The following is a 22,170-nucleotide window of genomic DNA, read 5'->3' as shown; positions in this document are numbered from 1 at the left end:
GCCGTTGCTGACGGCCGCCGAGCAACAGCAACACATCGCCCAATGGAACCCGGCACCGCGCAGCTTCCCAGGCGAGGCCTGCCTGCATCAGCGCATCGCCGAACAGGCGCGCTTGCGTCCTGGTGCCTTCGCTTTGCGTTTCAACGCCCAAACCCTGACCTACGGCGAGCTCAACGCCCAGGCCAACCGTCGCGCCCATCAGTTGATCGCCCACGGCGTCGGCCCGGATGTACTGGTGGGGCTGGCGGCCGAGCGGGGTTTCGACATGCTGGTGGGCCTGTTGGCGATCCTCAAGGCCGGCGGTGCTTATGTGCCGCTGGACCCGACGTATCCCCAGGATCGTTTGGCCTACATGATGCAGGACAGTGGCATCCGCTTGCTGCTGACCCAAGCGGCCCTGGTCGATCAACTGCCGGTGCCGGACGGTGTGCAAACGCTACTGCTGGACGCCGACGTCAGTGCATTCGCCGGCAGCGATCCGCAGGTGGCGATGGACGCCGAAAACCTCGCTTATGTGATCTACACCTCCGGTTCCACCGGCAACCCGAAGGGCACTTTGCTGCCGCACCACAACGTGCTGCGCCTGTTCGAGGCCACCGCGCCATGGTTCAACTTCGGCGCGGCGGATGTCTGGAGCCTGTTCCATTCCTACGCGTTCGACTTCTCGGTCTGGGAAATCTTCGGCGCGCTGCTCCACGGTGGCGAGCTGTTGATCGTGCCATACGACATCAGCCGTTCCCCACAGCAGTTCCACGAGTTGCTGTGCGACGCCGGGGTGACGGTGCTCAACCAGACGCCCTCGGCGTTCAAGCAATTGATGCACGAAGCCTGCGCTGATGACCGGACCAATGCCTTGCGCTACGTGGTGTTCGGTGGCGAGGCGCTGGACGTCAAATCCCTGCGACCATGGTTCGAGCGTTTCGGCGATGCGGCGCCGCAACTGATCAACATGTATGGCATCACCGAAACCACCGTGCATGTGACCTACCGTCCGCTGTCGCTGGCGGACCTGGAGCAGGACGCCAGCAGCCCGATTGGCGAGCCGATTGCCGACCTGTCGTGGTACTTGCTGGACGGTGATTTGAATCCGGTGCCGAAAGGCTGCATCGGAGAGTTGTACGTCGGTCGCGCAGGCCTGGCCCGGGGCTACCTGAATCGCGGCGACCTCACGTCGTTGCGGTTCATCCCCGACCCGTTCGGCGACAGCGGCGCACGCTTGTACCGCACCGGCGACCTGGCGCAGTACCGCAGCGATGGGGTGATCGAGTACGTCGGTCGCATCGACCATCAAGTGAAGATCCGTGGATTCCGCATCGAACTGGGCGAAATTGAAGCGCGCCTGAACACCCTGGCAGCGGTGCGCGAAGCGCTGGTGCTGGCCCAGGAAGGGCCGAGTGGGCAGCAACTGGTGGCTTACGTAATCCCGGTCCACACCACCGAAGACCCAGCCAGTCTGCGCGAGCAGATCAAGACCCAGCTCAAGGCCGAGCTGCCGGACTACATGGTGCCAACGCACCTGCTGTTCCTCGAACAATGGCCGCTGACCGCCAACGGCAAGCTCGACCGCAAGGCCTTGCCAATCGCAGACGCCAGCCAGATCCAGCAGGTCTACGTGGCGCCACAAAGTGAGCTGGAACAACAGATCGCGGCGATCTGGCAGGACGTGCTCAAAGTGGAGCGGGTCGGCTTGAGCGACAACTTCTTCGAGCTGGGCGGCCATTCGCTGCTGGCGACGCAGATGGTCTCGCGCATTCGCCAGGCCCTCGGCCTGAACCTGCAACTGCGGCAGTTGTTCGAGAACGCCAGCCTGGAGGCCTGTGTGGCCGCGCTGGTGGACGGCGACGAGGCACGGCCGGCGAGCATCCCGCGGCTTGCCCGGGACGAGGCGCGGCTGCCGCTGTCCTACGCCCAGCAACGCCAGTGGTTCCTCTGGCAGATGGAGCCCGACAGCGCGGCGTACCACATTCCGGCGGCGCTGCGGATTCAGGGCGATCTGGACCTGGAGGCCTTGCAACAGAGTTTCGCCGCCCTGGTGCAGCGCCACGAGAGCCTGCGCACCACCTTCGTCCAGGTCGATGAGCAGGCGTTCCAAGTCATTCATGGGCAGATGAACCCGGTCGTGATCCCGCAGATTCTCGACGGTGGCAACGAACAGATCCAGGCCTTCGTCCGCCAGCAGATCGCCGAGCCATTCGACCTGCAAAACGGCCCGCTGCTGCGGGTCGGCCTGTTGCGGGTGGCGGCCGACGAGCATGTGCTGGTGCTGACCCAGCACCACATTGTCTCCGATGGCTGGTCGATGCAATTGCTGGTGCAGGAACTGATCCAGGGGTATGCCGCGTGCAGCCAGGGCGAGCCCTTGGCACTGGCCGAGCTGCCGATCCAGTATGCCGATTACGCGGTGTGGCAACGTCAGTGGATGGACGCCGGCGAACGGGAACGGCAACTGGCGTACTGGACCGATGTGCTAGGGGGGGAGCAGCCGTTGCTGACGCTGCCCACCGACCGGCCGCGCCCGACCCGGCAGAGCTTTGCCGGCGCCCGCCTGGCTATCGACTTACCGCAGGTTCTGGGCCAACAACTGCGACAGCTGGCCCAGCGCGAAGGCAGCACGTTGTTCATGGTCTTGCTGGCGTCGTTCCAGGCCTTGCTGCATCGCTACAGCGGCCAGTCGGACATCCGTGTCGGCGTGCCCATCGCCAACCGCAACCGGGTGGAGACCGAAGGCCTGATCGGCTTCTTCGTCAACACCCAGGTGCTCAAGGCCGAGGTCGATCCGCAGCAGCGTTTCAGTGCGTTGCTGGCGCAGGTCAAACAGGCGGCCATCGGCGCCGAGGCCCATCAGGACCTGCCGTTCGAGCAACTGGTCGAGGCCCTGCGGCCTGAGCGCAACCTGAGCCACAGCCCGTTGTTCCAAGTGTTGTACAACCACCAGAGCGTCGCGCGCCAGGCACTCCCGGCGCTGCCCGGACTGGTGATCAAGACCCAGGACTGGGAAAGCCAGACCGCCCAGTTCGACTTGACCCTCGACACCCTGGAAGCCGAGGGTGAACTCAGTGCGGCGCTGACCTATGCCACTGACTTGTTCGACGCCAGCACCGTGCAACGCCTGGCCGAGCACTGGCTGAACCTGCTGCACGGCATTGTCGCCGATCCTCGCCAACGCGTTGGTGAATTGCCGTTGCTGACGGCCGCCGAGCAACAGCAACACATCGCCCAATGGAACCCGGCACCGCGCAGCTTCCCAGGCGAGGCCTGCCTGCATCAGCGCATCGCCGAACAGGCGCGCTTGCGTCCTGGTGCCTTCGCTTTGCGTTTCAACGCCCAAACCCTGACCTACGGCGAGCTCAACGCCCAGGCCAACCGTCGCGCCCATCAGTTGATCGCCCACGGCGTCGGCCCGGATGTATTGGTGGGGCTGGCGGCCGAGCGTGGTTTCGACATGCTGGTGGGCCTGTTGGCGATCCTCAAGGCCGGCGGTGCTTATGTGCCGCTGGACCCGACGTATCCCCAGGATCGTTTGGCCTACATGATGCAGGACAGTGGCATCCGCTTGCTGCTGACCCAAGCGGCCCTGGTCGATCAACTGCCGGTGCCGGACGGTGTGCAAACGCTACTGCTGGACGCCGACGTCAGTGCATTCGCCGGCAGCGATCCGCAGGTGGCGATGGACGCCGAAAACCTCGCTTATGTGATCTACACCTCCGGTTCCACCGGCAACCCGAAGGGCACTTTGCTGCCGCACCACAACGTGCTGCGCCTGTTCGAGGCCACCGCGCCATGGTTCAACTTCGGCGCGGCGGATGTCTGGAGCCTGTTCCATTCCTACGCGTTCGACTTCTCGGTCTGGGAAATCTTCGGCGCGCTGCTGCACGGTGGCGAGCTGTTGATCGTGCCGTACGACACCAGCCGTTCCCCACAGCAGTTCCACGAACTGCTGTGCGACGCCGGGGTGACGGTGCTCAACCAGACGCCCTCGGCGTTCAAGCAATTGATGCACGAAGCCTGCGCTGATGACCGGACCAATGCCTTGCGCTACGTGGTGTTCGGTGGCGAGGCGCTGGACGTCAAATCCCTGCGACCATGGTTCGAGCGTTTCGGCGATGCGGCGCCGCAACTGATCAACATGTATGGCATCACCGAAACCACCGTGCATGTGACCTACCGTCCGCTGTCGCTGGCGGACCTGGAGCAGGACGCCAGCAGCCCGATTGGCGAGCCGATTGCCGACCTGTCGTGGTACTTGCTGGACGGTGATTTGAATCCGGTGCCGAAAGGCTGCATCGGAGAGTTGTACGTCGGTCGCGCCGGCCTGGCCCGGGGCTACCTGAATCGCGGCGACCTCACGGCGTTGCGGTTCATCCCCGACCCGTTCGGCGACAGTGGCGCACGCTTGTACCGCACCGGCGACCTGGCGCAGTACCGCAGCGATGGCGTGATCGAGTACGTCGGTCGCATCGACCATCAAGTGAAAATCCGTGGATTCCGCATCGAGCTGGGCGAGATCGAAGCGCGCCTGAATGCCCTGGCAGCGGTGCGCGAAGCGTTGGTGTTGGCCCAGGAAGGGCCGAGCGGCCAGCAACTGGTGGGTTACGTGATTCCGGCGCAAGTCGGCGAGGACGAAGCCGGCCTGCGCGAGCAGATCAAGACTCAGCTCAAGGCCGAGCTGCCCGACTACATGGTGCCGACGCACCTGCTGTTCCTCGAACGATGGCCGCTGACCGCCAACGGCAAGCTCGACCGTAAGGCCTTGCCGACCGCCGACGCCAGCCAGGTCCAGCAGGCCTACGTGGCGCCGCAAAGTGAACTGGAACAACAGATCGCGGCGATCTGGCAGGACGTGCTCAAGGTGGAACGGGTCGGCTTGAGCGATAACTTCTTCGAGCTGGGCGGCGACTCGATTGTCTCCATCCAGGTGGTCAGCCGCGCCCGTCAGGCGGGCATCCGCTTTACCCCCAAGGACTTGTTCCAATACCAGACCGTGCAGGCGCTGGCGAGCGTTGCCCAGACCGGTGGACAGGCGCCGGCCATCGATCAGGCACCGAGCCAAGGGTCGACAGCGTTGTTGCCGATCCAGCAGGCGTTTTTCGCCGAGGCGATTCCCGAGCGTCACCACTACAACCAGTCGGTGCTGCTGACACCGGCCAGTCCGTTGCAAGCGTCGTTGGTAGAGCAGGCCCTGCAGGCGTTGGTGCTGCACCACGACGCCTTGCGATTGTCTTTCCGTGAAACCGCCGAAGGTTGGCGCGCCGAGCATCGTGAGGTGGCGGCGCAACAACAGGCTTGGGCGGGCAACGGTTTGCTGTGGCAACGTGACGTGGCCGATGCCAGCGCGCTGGAAACCCTCGCCAATCAGGCCCAGCGCAGCCTCGACCTGGACACCGGGCCGCTGTTGCGCGGGGTGCTGGCGACCTTGGCCGATGGCAGCCAGCGCCTGTTGCTGGTGGTTCATCACCTGGCGGTGGACGGTGTGTCGTGGCGAATTCTGTTCGACGACCTGCAAACCGCCTACCAGCAGTTGCTCGCCGGCCAAGCGCTGCAATTGCCGGCCAAGACCAGCTCGGTCAAGGCGTTTGCCGAGCAGCTGCAAGCCCATGCTCGCAGCGCGCAACTGCAGCAGCAATTGGCCTACTGGCAAGGGCTACTGCACGACGCACCGACCGACCTGCCGTGCCTCGACCCGGAGGCGATCGGGCAAAACCGTGAGGCCGTCACCGTTCAAACGCGGCTGGACGCGCACTTGACCCGGCAGTTGCTGCAAGAGGCGCCGGCGGCCTATCGCACCCAGGTCAATGACCTGTTGCTCACGGCCCTGGCCCGGGTGATCTGTCGCTGGACTGGCCACGACAGCCTGTTGCTCCAGCTCGAAGGCCACGGTCGCGAGGAGCTATTCGCCAACGTCGACCTGACCCGCACGGTCGGATGGTTCACCAGCCTGTTCCCGGTGCGGTTGTCGCCGGCCGTCGAACTGGCGGACTCGATCAAGTCGATCAAGCAAGGGCTGCGGACGATTCCCGACAAAGGCGTGGGCTTCGGTGCGCTGCGCTACCTGGGCGACGATGCCTGTCGGGCGGCCCTGGAAGCCTTGCCGGTGCCGCGCATCACCTTCAACTACCTCGGTCAATTCGACGGCAGTTTCGATCAGGACCAAGGCGCGCTGTTCAGCCCGGCCAGGGAAAGCGCCGGTGACGAGCAGAGCCCGCTGACCACCCTGGGCAACTGGCTGACGCTCAACGGCCAGGTGTTCGATGGCGCGCTGCGGTTGGGCTGGACGTTCAGTGCGCAACAGTTCGAGCCGGCGACCATCCAGCGCTTGGCCGATGACTACGCCCGTGAGCTGGCGCTGTTGATCGCCCATTGCTGCGACCCGACGAGCCAGGGCATGACGCCGGCGGATTTCCCTTTGGCCGGCCTGACCCAGGCGCAACTCGATGGCCTGGCGCTGTCGGCGCGCGGGGTGGAAGACCTTTACCCGCTGGCGCCGATGCAGCAAGGCATGTTGTTCCACAGCCTGTACGAAGCGGGCAGTGGCCAGTACATCAACCAGATGCGCCTGGACATCGACGGCCTCGACCCGCAGCGTTTCGAGGCGGCCTGGCAAGCGGCGGTCGACGCCCCATGACAGTCTGCGCAGCAGTTTTATCTGGCAGGGCAGCGAGCGCCCGGTGCAAGTGGTGCACAAGCAGGTGCGCGTGCCGTTCACTTCCTTGGACTGGAGCGCCCGCGCCGATGTCACCCAGGCGCTGGCCGAACGGGCGGACGCCGAGCGCGAGCAGGGCTTCGACCTGGCCTGCGCACCGTTGCTGCGCCTGGTGCTGGTGCGCATCGCTGAGCAGCGTTACCACCTGATCTACACCCATCACCACATCCTGATGGACGGCTGGAGCAACTCACAGTTGCTCGGCGAAGTGCTGCAACGCTATGACAGCCAGGCCCTGCCGCGCCCGGCCGGGCGGTATCGAGACTACATCGCCTGGCTGCAAGGCCGCGACGCCCAGGCCAGCGAAACCTTCTGGCTGGGGCAGCTGCAAAGCCTGGAGGCGCCGACCCGCCTGGCCGAGACCGGTTCGCGCCGCTGCAATCGACGTTGGAAAGCAGCCATGCCAGCCACTATCACGACCTGACGCCCCAGCAGACCCAACGCCTGAGCGAGTTCGCCCGTCAGCAGAAAGTCACCCTCAACACCGTCGTCCAGGCGACCTGGCTGTTGCTGCTGCAGCACTACACCGGGCATGCCACCGTGGCCTTCGGCGCCACCGTGTCGGGACGCCCGAGCGAGCTCAAGGGGGTTGAGCAGCAGATCGGCCTGTTCATCAACACCTTGCCGGTGATCGCCAGCCCGCGTCCGGAGCAACCGCTGAGCGCACTGCTGCAACAGATCCAGGGCCTGAACGTGGCCTTGCGCGAGCACGAGCACACGCCGTTGTTCGAGATCCAGCGCTGGGCCGGGCAGGGCGGTGACGGTTTATTCGACACCTTGCTGGTGTTCGAAAACTACCCCGTGTCCCAGGCCCTGCAAGCGCAGGCGCCCTCGGGCTTGAGCTTCGGCAGTGTGGCCAGCCAGGAACAGACTAATTTCCCGCTGACCCTGGCCGTCAATCTAACTGACATCCTGAGCCTGCACTTCACCTATGCCCATGCTGCTTTCCCTACACACACCGTCGAGCGCCTGGCTGAGCAGGTGGCCCACGTGCTCGCACAAATGGTGAGCCTGCCGGCCGACCGTTGCGTGGGCGACATCCAGCTGTTGGATGAGGTGACCCGCGACAGGCTGCTGCACGACTGGAACGCCACCTCGGTGGTGGAACCGCCTCGGCGCCCGGTCCATCAATGGATCGAGGCCCAGGCCCGCAGTACCCCCGACGCGTTCGCCCTGGTCAGCGAGCAGGAGACGCTCACCTACGCCCAGCTCAACGCCCGGGCCAATCGCCTGGCCCATGGCTTGATCGAACGCGGCGTCGGCCCCGACGTGCTGGTGGGGTTGGCGCTGTCGCGCAGCGTGCAGATGGTCGTCGGCTTGCTGGCGGTGCTCAAGGCCGGTGGTGCCTATGTGCCGCTGGACCCGGCTTATCCACAGGATCGCCTGGCGTACATGGTCGAGGACAGCGGCATCGCCTTGCTGCTCACTGAAACCGATGTGCTGCCGCTGTTCGGCGACGCTGCCGTGGCCGCGCTGCTGTTGGATCAGCCCGACCAATGGCTGGCCGGCTACAGCGAACGCGACCCGGGCGTAATCATCGACGGCGAGAATCTCGCCTACGTGATCTACACCTCCGGCTCCACCGGCAAGCCCAAGGGCGTAACCCTTCGCCATGCCGCCCTGAGCAATCACATGGCGTGGATGCAAGGTTGCCTGAAACTGACCGCCGATGACCGCGTCCTGCAAAAAACCGCGATCAGTTTCGATGCCTCGGTCTGGGAGTTCTGGCTGCCGTTGATGAGCGGTGCGCAACTGGTGCTCGCCAGCCCGCAGCTGAACCTCGACCTGACCACCCTTTGGGCCGACGTGGCGCGCTGGCGCATCAGCGTGCTGCAGATGGCGCCTTCGCTGTTGCAAGCGTTGCTGCCCCTGGCGACTCGCGAGCAACTGGCCTCCCTGCGCTTGCTGCTGTGCGGTGGCGAAGCCCTCAGCGCGCACTTGTCGCGCCAGGTCATGGCGCTGTTCGATGGCGAGCTGCGCAACCTCTATGGCCCGACCGAAGCGACCATCGACACCAGCAGCCATGCCGTGGTGCGCGGCAGCGAAGACGACGCCGAGCGGATCATCGCCATTGGCCGTCCCATCGATAACGTGCGCACCTTCGTGCTGGACGCGGCGTTGCAGCCTTGCGCCGCGGGCGCCGTCGGCGAGTTGCACGTCGCCGGTGATTCCCTGGCCCGTGGTTACCACCAACGACCGGCACTGAGCGCCGAGCGCTTCATCCCCGACCCGTTCGCGCCAACCCCGGGTAGTCGCCTGTATCGCACCGGCGACCTGGCCCGTTATGGCGCGGAAGGGGTGATCGAGTACCTCGGCCGGATCGACCATCAAGTGAAGATCCGTGGCCTGCGCATCGAGTTGGGGGAAATCGAAGCGCGCCTGCAGGCCGATGCCGATGTGCGCGATGCGGTGGTGCTGGCGCGGGACGACGTGAGCGGGCCGAACCTGGTGGCCTACCTGGTCGGCCAGGACAGCACGCTCGACACGGCCAGTCTGAGCGAACAACTCAAGACCCGGTTGGCGGCCCAGGTGCCGGACTTCATGGTGCCGACCCATTGGGTCTTCCTCGACCGCTTGCCGCTGACCCCCAACGGCAAGCTCGATCGCAAGGCCTTGCCGGCACCGGACACCCGTGCTCTGCAGTCGGCTTACCTCGCACCGCAGAGCGACCTGGAATGCCGGGTCGCGGCCATCTGGCAAGACGTGCTCAAGGTCGAGCAGGTCGGGCTGGGCGACGACTTCTTCGAGCTGGGCGGGCATTCGCTGCTGGTGGTGAGCGTGGTCTCGCGCCTGCAACTGGAACTGGGCCTGACCTTGACCCCGCAACTGATTTTCCAATTCCCGGTACTCGGCGCGTTCGTGGCGCAACTCGAGCCTGCCGGCGAACCCATGAGTACGTCGAAATTGAGCAAGCTTGAAGCGCTGCTCGATGAATTTGAGGAGGTTTGATGGACACCGCTGTCGCACAACGTATTGCCAGGCGCTTCATAACGCTGCCGCTGGAAAAACGTCGCTTGTACTTGCAGAAGATGCTCGAAGAGAACGTTTCCCCGGCGAACCTGCCCATTGCGCCCGTCAGTGCCGAGTTCGACACGTTGTCGCTGTCGTTTGCCCAGGAACGCCAATGGTTCCTGTGGCAGTTGGACCCCGAGAGCGCGGCTTATCACATGCCCACGGCCCTGCGCTTGCGTGGGCCGCTGGACATCGCTGCGCTGGAGCAGAGTTTCACGGCGTTGGTGGCGCGTCACGAGAGCCTGCGCACCACCTTCCAGACCCAGGGCGAGCAGGTCGTGCAGCAAGTGCATGCGGCGGCGCCGGTGCGTTTGCAGGCAGACACTTTGGAACAACGGCCGGACGAGACGCAACTGCGCCAGTTGATCGAAGCCGAAACCCGCCAGCTCTTCGACCTGCAACAAGGGCCGTTGCTGCGCACACGCCTGCTGCGGTTGGCGGCGGATGACCATGTGCTGATCGTGACCTTGCACCACATCGTTGCCGATGGCTGGTCGATGCAGGTGATGGTCGAGGAACTGGTCAACGGCTACGCCGCCTTCAGCCAGGGCCACGCGCCGGAACTGCCGCCGCTGCCGATCCAGTACGCCGACTACGCCATCTGGCAGCGGCACTGGATGGAAGCGGGCGAGCGCGAACGCCAGTTGGAGTACTGGACCGCACGCTTGGGTGGCCAGCAACCGGTGCTGGAATTGCCCACCGACTTCCCGCGTCCGGCGGTGATGAGCTATCGCGGCGCGCGGCTCGAACTTGCCATCGATGCGGTACTGGCCGGCGACCTCAAGCACATGGCCCAGCGCGAAGGCGTCAGCCTGTTCATGCTTCTGCTGGCCTCGTTCCAGACGCTGTTGCATCGCTACAGCGGCCAGAACGATATCCGCGTCGGCGTGCCGACGGCCAACCGCAACCGGGTCGAGACCGAGCGCCTGATCGGCTTTTTCGTCAATACCCAAGTGCTCGACAGCGATGTCCAGAGCCAGGATTCGTTTGGTGCCCTGCTGCAACAAGTGAAGCAGACAGCCCTGGGCGCCCAGGCTCACCAGGAGTTGCCGTTCGAACAACTGGTCGAGGCGTTGCAGCCTGAGCGCAACCTGAGCCACAGCCCGCTGTTCCAAGTGATGTTCAACCACCGGACCGAAGGCCCGGCGGGCGAGGGGCCGGTCGGTGCGTTGAAAGTCGAGGGGCTGCATTGGGACTCGCACACGGCGCAATTCGACCTGACCCTGGAAACGCTGGAGCACAGCGAAGGGCTCTCGGCAGGGCTGATCTATGCCACCGATCTGTTTGGTGCCGAGACGATTGCGCGCATGGCCGGGCATTGGCAGAACCTGTTGCGGGCGATCGTCGCCGACCCGGCGCAGCGCATCGGTGAGTTGCCGTTGCTCGACGCGGCCGAACGCCAGGCCCAGCTTGACGACGGCCAGCGCACCCCGTCGCCGGCATCCGAGGCGGGTTTTGTCCATCAGCTATTCGAGCTACAAGCGGCGCGCACCCCGGACGCCCCGGCGCTGGTGATCGACGGCGAACGCTGGAGTTACGGCCAACTCAATGCCCGGGCCAATCAGTTAGCGGGGAAGCTGCAGAGCCTCGGCGTGGGCCCCGATGTCCTGGTCGGCATTGCCGTGGAACGCAGCGCTCACATGCTGGTGGGCCTGCTGGCGATCCTCAAGGCCGGCGGCGCCTACCTGCCGCTGGACCCGGCGTTCCCCCAGGACCGCCTGGCGTACATGATCGAAGACAGTGGCATCGAGCTGCTGCTGACCCAAAGCTCGCTGCTCAGCCAGTTGCCCCTGTCCTGTGGGAGCGAGCTTGCTCGCGATAGCGGTGGTTCAGTCAATGATGATGCCGGGTGTGCCGACGCTATCGCGAGCAAGCTCGCTCCCACAGGGTCCGGTGTTGGCGTTAAGACATTGGTGTTGGATCAGAAGGGTGACTGGCTCGACGGCTATGCCTGCGAGGCGCCGGCGACGCGCCTGGATGCGGAGCACCTGGCCTACGCGATCTACACCTCCGGCTCCACCGGCAAGCCCAAGGGCGTGATGGTGCGCCACGGCGCGCTGACCAATTTTGTCGCGAGCATGGCCAAGGCGCCGGGCATGACGGCCCAGGACCGGGCGTTGTCGCTGACCACGTTCTCGTTCGATATTTTCGGCCTGGAAATCTACGTGCCGCTGATGGTCGGCGCGTGCATCGTGCTGACCGGCCAGCACGTCGCCCAGGACCCGTACGCGGTGTTGGCGCTGATCGCGGCGGAGCAGGTCAACGTGGTGCAAGCCACCCCGTCGACCTGGCGCATGTTGCTGGACAACGAGCACGCCGAGGGTTTGCGCGGCTTCAAGTGCCTGTGCGGTGGCGAAGCGCTGCCCCGGGAACTGGCCGTGCGCATGCTCGCCCTCGGCGGTGAAGTGTGGAACCTCTACGGCCCGACGGAAACTACCATCTGGTCGGCCCTGCACCCGTTGCAAACCCAGGCTGCGCAACCGTGGCTGGGCGGACCCATCGATAACACCGCGCTGTACATCGTCGGTGCCGATCTGATGCCGGTGCCCTATGGCGTGGCCGGTGAATTGCTGATCGGCGGCCAGGGCCTGGCCCGGGGTTATTTCCAGCGCCCGGCGCTGACTGCCGAACGTTTCGTGCCCCATCCGTTTGTCGCCGGCGAGCGTCTGTATCGCACCGGTGACCTGGCGCGCCAGCGTGCCGACGGCATCCTCGAATACCTCGGGCGCATCGACCATCAGGTGAAGATCCGCGGGTTCCGTATCGAACTGGGAGAAATCGAAGCGCGCCTGCTGGAACAGGACAGCGTGCGCGAAGCGGCGGTGTTGGCCCAAGAGGCACCGGGCGGTCAGGCGTTGGTGGCGTACATCGTTCCAAGCGCCGAGCTGAATGACCTGGACGCCACCGCCCAGAGCGACCTGCGTGACAGCCTCAGCGCAGGGCTCAAGGTCAACCTGCCCGACTACATGGTGCCGGCGCACATTGTGCTGGTGTCGCGCTTCCCGCTGACGCCCAACGGCAAGCTGGATCGCAAGCAGTTGCCCAAGCCCGATGCCAGCCAGTGGCAGAAAACCTATGTCGCGCCGCAGACACCCGTGCAGCAGGCGGTGGCGACGATCTGGGCCGATATCCTCAAGGTCCAGCGGGTGGGTCTGGACGACAACTTCTTCGAACTGGGCGGCCATTCCTTGCTGGCCACCCAGGTGATGTCGCGGATTCGCCAGCAACTCAATATCCAGGTGCCGTTGCGCCTGCTGTTCGCCCATCGCAGCCTGCGGGGGTTTGTCGAGGCCCTGGGCACGGCATCGGCGAATGATGAACCGAGCATTCCACGCATTGCTCGCGACCAGCCGCTGGCGCTCTCGTTCGCCCAGCAACGGCAGTGGTTCCTCTGGCAACTGGAACCCGCCAGCAGCGCCTATCACATTCCCGCCGCGCTGCATTTGCGCGGGCCCCTTGACCGTGCCGCGCTGCAACAGAGTTTCGATGCACTGGTGGCGCGTCACGAGAGCCTGCGGACCCGCTTCGTGCTCGACAATGAGCGTCCCCTGCAAGTGATCGATGCACCGGCGGCGCTGACCCTGGCGGTCGAATCGGTGCAAGCCGGTATCGATGAACCGGCCTTGCGCGGCTTGATCGAAGCCGAAACCCGACGACTGTTCGATTTGCAGCGCGGTCCGTTGCTGCGGGTCAAGTTGTTGCAACTGGGGGCTGATGATCATGTGCTGATCCTGACCCAGCACCACATCGTGTCCGATGCCTGGTCGATGCAGATCATGGTCGACGACCTGCTGCAGTTGTACACAGGTTTCAGCCAGGGCCGGCCCGTGGCGTTGGCGCCGCTGCCGATCCAATACGCTGACTATGGCCACTGGCAGCGGCAATGGCTGGCGGCGGGGGAGCAGCAGCGTCAACTCGATTACTGGATCGAGCAGTTGGGCGGCGAGCAACCGATTCTCGAACTGCCGACCGACCATCCGCGCCCGGCCCAGCAAAGCTATCGCGGCGCACGGCTGCCCATCGTCATCGAGCCGGCTTTGGCCGAAGGCCTCAAACGCCTGGCCCAACAGCACAACAGCACGCTGTTCATGCTCTTGCTCGCCGGCTTCCAGACCTTGCTGCACCGCTACAGCGGCCAGGACGACATCCGTGTCGGCGTGCCGATTGCCAACCGTAACCGGGTGGAAACCGAGCGCCTGCTGGGCTTCTTCGTCAACACCCAGGTGCTCAAGGCCGACATCGACGGCAACCTGCGGTTCGACCAGTTGCTCGATCAGGTCAAGCAACGCGCACTGGGCGCCCAGGCCCATCAGGATCTGCCGTTCGAACAACTGGTGGAACGGCTGGAACCGGCGCGCAACCTGAGCCACACGCCGCTGTTCCAGGTGATGTTCAACCATGCCAGTGAGGCCCGCCGGGATCTGTCGGTGTTGCCGGGCCTGAGCCTGGAGCAACTGACCTGGGACTCAGGCACCGCGCAGTTCGACCTGACCCTGGACACCTTCGAATACGCCGATGGCCTCAGTGCCGCGTTGACCTATGCCAGCGACCTGTTCGAACCGGGCACCATCGCCCGCCTGGGCGAGCACTGGCTGAACCTGTTGCGTGCCATCGTCGCCAACCCGACTCAGCGCATCGCTGAACTGCCGATGCTGGACGGCGTGCAGCGGCGCCTGATCGTTGAGGAGTGGAACCGCACCTACGCCGACTACCCGAACCATCTTCCGGTGCATCAGTTGATCGAAGCCCAGGTCGAGCGCGATCCTCACGCCGAGGCACTGGTGTTCGAAGGGCAGTCGCTGAGCTATGCCCAGCTCAACGCTCGCGCCAACCAGTTGGCCCACGCCTTGATCGCCCGCGGCATTGGCCCGGATGTGCTGGTGGGCATCTCGGTGCAGCGCAGCGTGGAGATGGTCGTCGGCCTGCTGGCGATCCTCAAGGCCGGCGGCGCCTACGTGCCGCTGGACCCGGAATACCCGCCGGAGCGCCTGGCCTACATGATTGAGGACAGCGGCATCGAGCTGCTGCTGACCCAAAGCTCATTGCTCAACCAACTACCGCTGTCCTGTGGGAGCGAGCTTGCTCGCGATGGCGGTGGTTCAGTCAATATTGATGTTGGAGGTGAGGGCCTCATCGCGAGCAAGCTCGCTCCCACAGGAGGGAGTGGTGTCACCACGTTGGTGCTGGATGGGGACGACGACTGGCTGCGGGGCAATCCCACCGACAATCCGCCATCCCGGGCCAGCGCCCAGAACCTGGCCTATGTGATCTACACCTCCGGCTCCACCGGCAAGCCCAAGGGCGCCGGCAACAGCCATGGCGCGCTGACCAACCGCTTGTGCTGGATGCAACAGGCCTATGGCTTGGAGGCCGGTGACAGTGTCTTGCAGAAGACCCCGTTCAGTTTCGACGTGTCGGTATGGGAGTTCTTCTGGCCGTTGATGACCGGCGTGCGCCTGGTCGTCGCGGCACCGGGCGATCATCGTGATCCGCAGAAACTGGTCAGTCTGATCCAACGGGAAAGCATCACCACCCTGCATTTTGTGCCGTCGATGCTGCAAGCGTTCGTGCTCGACGCCAACGTCAGTCGTTGCACCCGCCTGACCCGCATCGTCTGCAGCGGCGAAGCCCTGCCGGTGGATGCCCAGCAGCAGGTGTTCGCCAAGTTGCCCAATGCCCGGCTGTATAATCTGTACGGTCCGACCGAAGCGGCCATCGACGTGACCCATTGGACCTGCTGCGACGAAGGGCGCGATGCGGTGCCGATTGGCGAGCCGATTGCCAACCTGATGACCTACATCCTCGACGATGAACTGAACCCGGTGCCAAGCGGCGTCAACGGCGAGCTGTACCTCAGCGGCCAGGGCCTGGCCCGCGGTTATCACCGCCGTCCCGCACTGACCGCCGAGCGTTTCGTCGCCAGCCCGTTCGTGGCCGGCGAGCGGCTGTACCGCACTGGCGACCTGGCGCGCTATCGCCCTGACGGGGTAATCGACTACATCGGCCGGATCGACCATCAGGTGAAGGTCCGCGGGTTCCGTATCGAATTGGGTGAGATCGAAGCGCGCCTGCTTGAACATGAGACGGTGCGCGAAGCGGTGGTGGTGGCCCAGGACAGCCGCAGCGGCAAGGTGTTGAGCGGCTACGTGGTCGCTCACGCCGATGCAGCCGGCGACTGGTCGCTGCTGCGCGAGACGCTCCTGGCCCATTTGCGCCTGAGCCTGCCGGAGCACATGGTGCCGACGCACCTGACCCGCCTGGAACACATGCCGCTGAGCCCGAACGGCAAACTCGACCGCAAGGCGCTGCCGGCGCCGGACCTGGCCGAACGCCAAGAAGCATTCACCGCACCGGTCAACGCCATCGAGCGGGCGCTGGTGGACATCTGGCAAGGGGTGCTCGGCGTCGAGCGGGTGGGTACCGCCGACAACTTCTTCGCCCTGGGTGGCGACTCGATCAATTCGATCCAGGTGGTCAGCCGGGCACGTGCCCAAGGCATCGGCCTGACCCCCAAGGACCTGTTCCTACACCAGACCATCCAGGCCCTGGCACGGATCGCCACGGCGGCCGATGAAGGTGTGAGCGACCAAGGACCGGTCACCGGTGACAGCTCGCTGGTGCCGATGCAGCACTGGTTTTTCGCCAGCGATATCCCGCACCGCGATCACTGGAACCAATCGGTCCTGCTGACCCCGCGCGAACCTTTGGAGATCGCCCCTCTGCAACAGGCCCTCCAGCACGTGGTGGCCCATCACGATGCCCTGCGCCTGCGGTTCACCCAGGCCGACGATGGCCGCTGGCATGCCAGCCATCAGGCCGTGGATGAGCAATCGCTGGAGATCTGGCAACGCACCGCCCAGGACGCCGTCGAGATCGTCGCCATCGCCGACCAGGCGCAACGTAGCCTCGACCTGCAACACGGCCCGTTGCTGCGCTGCAGCCTGATCGCCGTGCAGGACGGCAGTTCGCGTCTGCACCTGGCGATTCATCACCTGGTGATGGACGGCGTGTCGTGGCGGGTACTGCTGGAAGACCTGCAAAACGTCTATCGCCAACTGCGGGCGAACCAGGCGCCGGCCTTGCCGGGCAAGTCCACGGCGTTCAAGGCCTGGGCCGCTCAGTTGCAGGACTACGCCCACAGCGAAACCCTGAACAAGGAACTGGATTACTGGGTCGGGCAATTGGATCAGCCTCTGCCACCGTTGCCGCGGGCTCGTCCCGAGGGCAGCCAGGCCGCGGCCCATGGCCGTTCGGTGAGCACACGCCTGGACGCCACCCAGACCCAGCGTTTGCTCAAGCAAGCGCCGACGGCCTATCGCACCCAGGTCAACGATTTGCTGCTCAGCGCCCTGGCGCAAGTGGTCTGCCAATGGACCGGGCAACCGGCCTGCCTGGTGCAGCTCGAAGGCCATGGCCGCGAAGAGCTGTTCGATGGCATCGACCTGAGCCGCACCGTCGGTTGGTTCACCAGCCTGTTCCCGGTGTTGCTGACACCGGCCAGCGACCCCGCCGAGTCGATCAAGCGGATCAAGGAACAACTGCGGGCGGTGCCGAACAAGGGCCTGGGCTACGGCGTCCTGCGTTACCTCGGCGCCGAAGCGGTTCAACAGCGGCTGGCAAAACTGCCGCCAGCGCGCATCACCTTCAACTACCTGGGGCAATTCGACCAGAGCTTCGATGAGCAAGCGCTGTTCGTGCCGAGTGAGGAGGGCAGTGGCGCAGGGCACGGCGATGACGTGGCGCTGGGCAACTGGCTGACTATCGACGGCCGGATCTTCAACGGCCAGTTGTCCCTCGATTGGACCTTCAGTGGCGATGTCTTCGACGAGGCCACACTCCAGCAATTGGCCGATGCCTACGCCGTGGCGTTACAACAACTGATTGATCACTGCTGCACCGACGGGCACCAGGGCCTGACACCTTCCGACTTCCCGCTGGCGCGCTTGAGTCAGTCGCAACTCAACGGCTTGCCGGTGCCGGTGGCGCAGGTGGAGGACATCTACCCGCTGTCGCCAATGCAGGACGGCATGTTGTTCCACACCCTGGCCGACGACAGCTCCGGCTTGTACATCAACCAGATCAGCCTGCCGGTGCACGGCCTGGACACCGAGCGTTTTGCCCGGGCCTGGACTTCGGTGATCGAACGCGAGGACATCCTGCGTACCAGTTTCCACTGGCAGGATGGCTTGAGCGTGCCGGTACAAATCGTTCATCGCCACGTCGAGTTGCCATTGCAGATCGAAGACTGGCGTGGACAGGACATCAGCGAGCAGGCCATCAGCGCCCGGGCGACCGCCGATTACCTGGCCGGTTTCGACTTGAGCCGCGCGCCCTTGCAACGGGTGCTGTTGCTGCGCCTGGAAGACGATCGCTACCAAATGATCTGGACCTGCCATCACATCCTCATGGACGGCTGGAGCAGTTCGCGCTTGTTCGGTGAAGTGCTGCAGTTCTACGCCCACGGACAGGTGCCAAGCCGCAATGGTCGCTACCGCGAGTTCATCGAATGGCTGCAACGCCAGGACCAGGGCGCGCTGGAACGCTTCTGGCGCAGCCGCCTCGACAGCTTGGAACAGGCCACCTCCCTCAACCAAGCGATGTTCCCGCGGCATGTCGCGGCATTGCCGGGGCACGAGGCGCTGTATTCGCGCTGGGACGTGGCGCAGACCGCGCGTCTGCAACAGGCCTGCCGCGCCTTGCAGATAACGCCGAATACCTTGATCCAAGGGGCGTGGCTGCTGTTGTTGCAACGCTTCACCGGGCAGAACACCGTGGTCTTTGGCGCCACCGTCGCCGGGCGTCCGGCGGGGCTGGTCAACGCCGACAACATCCTTGGTCTGTTCATCAACACCTTGCCGGTGATCCAGACCCTGGACGCCGAGCAGCCGCTGGATCAATGGCTGCAGCAGTTGCAGGCCTACAACCTGGATCTGCGCGAGCATTCCCATGCGCCACTGGCGGACATCCAGCGCTGGTCGGGCCTGGGCGGGCAGGGCTTGTTCGACAGCATCATCGTGTTCGAGAACTACCCCATCGACGAACGCCTGGGCGAGCAGCAGGACACTGGCCTGAGTTTCGGCGACTCACGCAATCATGACGTGACCAACTTCCCGATGGACCTGGCGGTCAACCTGGGCGACACGCTGTCCATCGAGTACCTGTTCCTGCGCAACGCCTTCAGCGTCGAAGCGGTGGAGCGAATCCGCCGGACGATGGAAGACACCCTGGAAGCGATGATCCATGCGCCCCACGCGTGCCTGGGCAACCTGCAGCGCTTGTCGCTGGAACAGTGGCAGGCCTTCGAGCAATGGAGCGCGGCGCCGAACGGCTGCTATCAGCCACAGTTGTTGCCGGAATTGATTGGCCGGCATGCCCAGTCGCGTCCGCAGGCCACGGCGCTGGTGTGTGGCGACGACTCGCTGGACTATGGCGAACTGGAGCGTCGGGCCAACCGCCTGGCCCACCGTTTGATCGAACTCGGTGCCGGCCCGGAAGTGGTAGTCGGCGTGGCCCTGGAGCGTTCGGTGGACATGGTCGTGGCGCTGCTGGCCGTGATGAAAAGCGGTTCGGCCTATGTGCCGCTGGACATCGATTACCCGCCCGAGCGCCTGGCGTTCATGATCGAAGATTCGGCCATGGCGCTGTTGCTGACCCACAGTCGGGTGCAGGGGCGTTTGCCTGATCTCGACGGTTTGGCGCGCCTGGCCATCGACGGTTTCGACAGCCGTGGCTACAGCGACTTGCCGCCGCGCAGCGGTTTGCTCGGCGGCAATCTGGCCTACCTGATCTACACCTCGGGTTCCACCGGTCGACCCAAAGGCGTCGCCGTGGCGCACGGGCCGATGAGCATGCATTGCCAGGCCATCGCCGGGCTGTATGACATGGACGAACACACCCGCGAACTGCATTTCATGTCGTTCGCCTTCGACGGCGCCCATGAACGCTGGCTGAGCACGTTGTTCAGCGGTGGCACCCTGGTGATTCGCGACGGCGCGCTGTGGACGCCGGAGCAGACCTTCGACGCCTTGCACCGCCACGGCATTACCATCGCCTGCTTCCCGCCGGCCTACCTCAAGCAACTGGCCGAATACGCCGCCCACAGCCAACTGGCGCCACCGCCGGTGCGGGTGTACTGCTTCGGTGGCGATGCGGTGCCGGACCAGACCTTCGAGCAAGTGAAGGCGGCGCTGCGTCCGCAATTCTTCACCAACGGCTACGGCCCGACGGAAACCGTGGTCACGCCGATGCTGTGGAAGGTGCCGGCCAGCGAGCGTTGCGAGGCTGCCTACGCGCCGATCGGGCGGGCGGTGGGCGAGCGCGCCTTGTATGTGCTGGACGACAACCTCAACCCGTTGCCGCCGGGCATTGCCGGTGAGTTGTACATCGGTGGCGAGGGCATCGCCCGTGGTTATCACCGTCGTCCGGACCTGAGTGCCGAGCGCTTCGTGCCAGACCCGTTCGGCCAGCCGGGCGATCGCCTGTACCGCAGCGGCGACCTGGTGCGCCAGCGCGCCGACGGGGTGCTCGATTACGTCGGGCGTATCGACCACCAGATCAAGGTGCGGGGTTTCCGCATCGAACTGGGGGAAGTCGAGGCCAGCCTGCGGCAACTGGACGACGTCAGCGATGCGTTGGTGATCGCCCGCGACAGTGCCTCGGGCAAGCAACTTATCGGCTATGTGGTCACCCCCGATGGGGTGGCCATCGGTGATCGGCTCAAGGCGGAACTGCGGGTGCAATTGCCGGATTACATGGTGCCGGCCCAGGTCATCTGCCTGGAGGCGTTGCCAGTCACGCCGAACGGCAAGCTCGACCGCCAGGCCCTGCCAGAGCCGGAATTCAAGGGCGCCGAGTATGTGCCGGGGCGCAACCGCGATGAGCAGCTGTTGGCCGAGATTTGGGCCGAGGTGTTGCAAGTCGAGCGGGTGGGCATCACCGATAATTTCTTCGAGTTGGGCGGTGACTCGATCCTCAGCCTGCAAGTGGTCTCGCGGGTACGCAACCATGGGGAGCTGAAGATGGAACTCAAGCTGCGGGACTTGATGCGCGGCCAGACCATCGAGGCGATTTTCGACCAGCGTTCGAACACGCTCGCCGTGACAGTCGAGGATGTGACCCAGGTGGCGGCCGAAGGGCAATTCAACCTGATTCCGATCCAGCAATGGTGGTTCGACCAGCGCATGAGCGAACCCCATCACTACAACCAGGCGTTGATGTTGCGGGCGCGCCAGGCGCTGAACCTGACGGCGCTGGAACTGGCGTTGCGCGGTATGCTGCAGCAGCACGACGCCTTGCGCCTGCGCTTCAGTGAGGTCGGCGGGCGTCAGCTGCAACATTACCAGGCGTTGGAAGAGATGCAGGCGCAGTGGGCCAGCGAACCCTTGCTGTGGCAGCACACCGTGGCCGATGAAGCCGAGCTGGAGTTGTATGCCGAACAGGTGCAACGCAGCCTCGATGTGCACAACGGGCCGGTGTGGCGCACGGCGCACGTGACCTTGGGCAGTGGTGAAATCCGCGTGCTGATGGTCATTCATCACCTGGTCATCGACACGGTGTCGTGGCGTTTGCTGCTGCAGGATCTGCAGACGGCTTATACGGCCTACTGCGACGGCCAGACACCGAACCTGCCGATTCGCACCAGCAGCTACCGGGCCTGGGCCGAGGGCTTGCAAGCCTATGCACGGGATTATCCGGCGCAGGAAAAAGCCTGGTGGCTGGAGCAGATCGACCAGCCGGGCAGCGAGTTGCCGTGTGACAACCTGCGGGGCAAGAACCAGGTGCAGTACCAGTCGGTCGCGCATTTGAGCCTGTCGGAGCAGCACACCCAGCAATTGCTCAAACAGGTGCCGGCGGTCTACCAGACGCAGATCAACGACGTGTTGCTGGCGGCGCTGAGCCGGGTGTTGTGCCGCTGGAGCCAGCAGCCTTCGGTGCTGATCCAGCTGGAGGGGCATGGTCGCGAGGACCTGGTCAAGGACATCGACCTGAGCCGCAGCCTCGGCTGGTTCACCAGCATGTTCCCGGTGCGCCTGACGCCGAGCCCTGAAGCCGACATCGGCACGTCGGTGCGGGCGGTGCAACGGCAGTTGGCCGCCGTGCCAAACAAGGGATTGGGCTATGGCGTGTTGCGCTACATGAGCGGCGAGCCGATGGCCGCGACCTTGGGCCGCGCGCCCCAGGCGCGGGTGACGTTCAACTACCTGGGGCAGTTCGACCAGAGCTTTGACGACAAGGCACTGCTGGTGCCGGCGGCGGAAAGCTACGGCAGCTGCTACAGCCCCCATGCTGCGCTGGGCAACTGGCTGGAAGTGGTGGGGCAGGTGTACGACGGGCGACTGGCGCTGCGCTGCATCTTCAGCGCCCGCCGCTACCGTGCCGAGACCGTCGAGGGATTGATGCGCGCGTACCAGGAGGAACTGGAAGCGTTGATCGAGCACTGCGTGGCGCAGGCTGCTTAA

1 protein-coding gene and 1 pseudogene (1 of these 2 cut by a window edge) are annotated in these 22,170 nt (G+C 64.9%); both read left to right on the top strand.

Translation table 11 applies throughout. The features are described from left to right. A pseudogene (locus PSH84_RS23830) lies at window positions 1-9,649 on the top strand (non-ribosomal peptide synthase/polyketide synthase) (it extends 4,606 nt beyond the left edge of the window). Then, window positions 9,649-22,170: a non-ribosomal peptide synthase/polyketide synthase gene (locus PSH84_RS23825; protein WP_305481903.1), complete on the top strand. Its 12,522-nt coding sequence runs from the start codon at window positions 9,649-9,651 to the stop codon at window positions 22,168-22,170. Before PSH84_RS23830 ends, PSH84_RS23825 begins: the two are co-directional and overlap by 1 nt.

Origin of the sequence: Pseudomonas beijingensis (assembly GCF_030687295.1) — a bacterium.
GTDB lineage: Bacteria > Pseudomonadota > Gammaproteobacteria > Pseudomonadales > Pseudomonadaceae > Aquipseudomonas > Aquipseudomonas beijingensis.
Note: the sequence above shows the minus strand (reverse complement) of the source record. Positions and strands in the feature narration are given on the sequence as shown.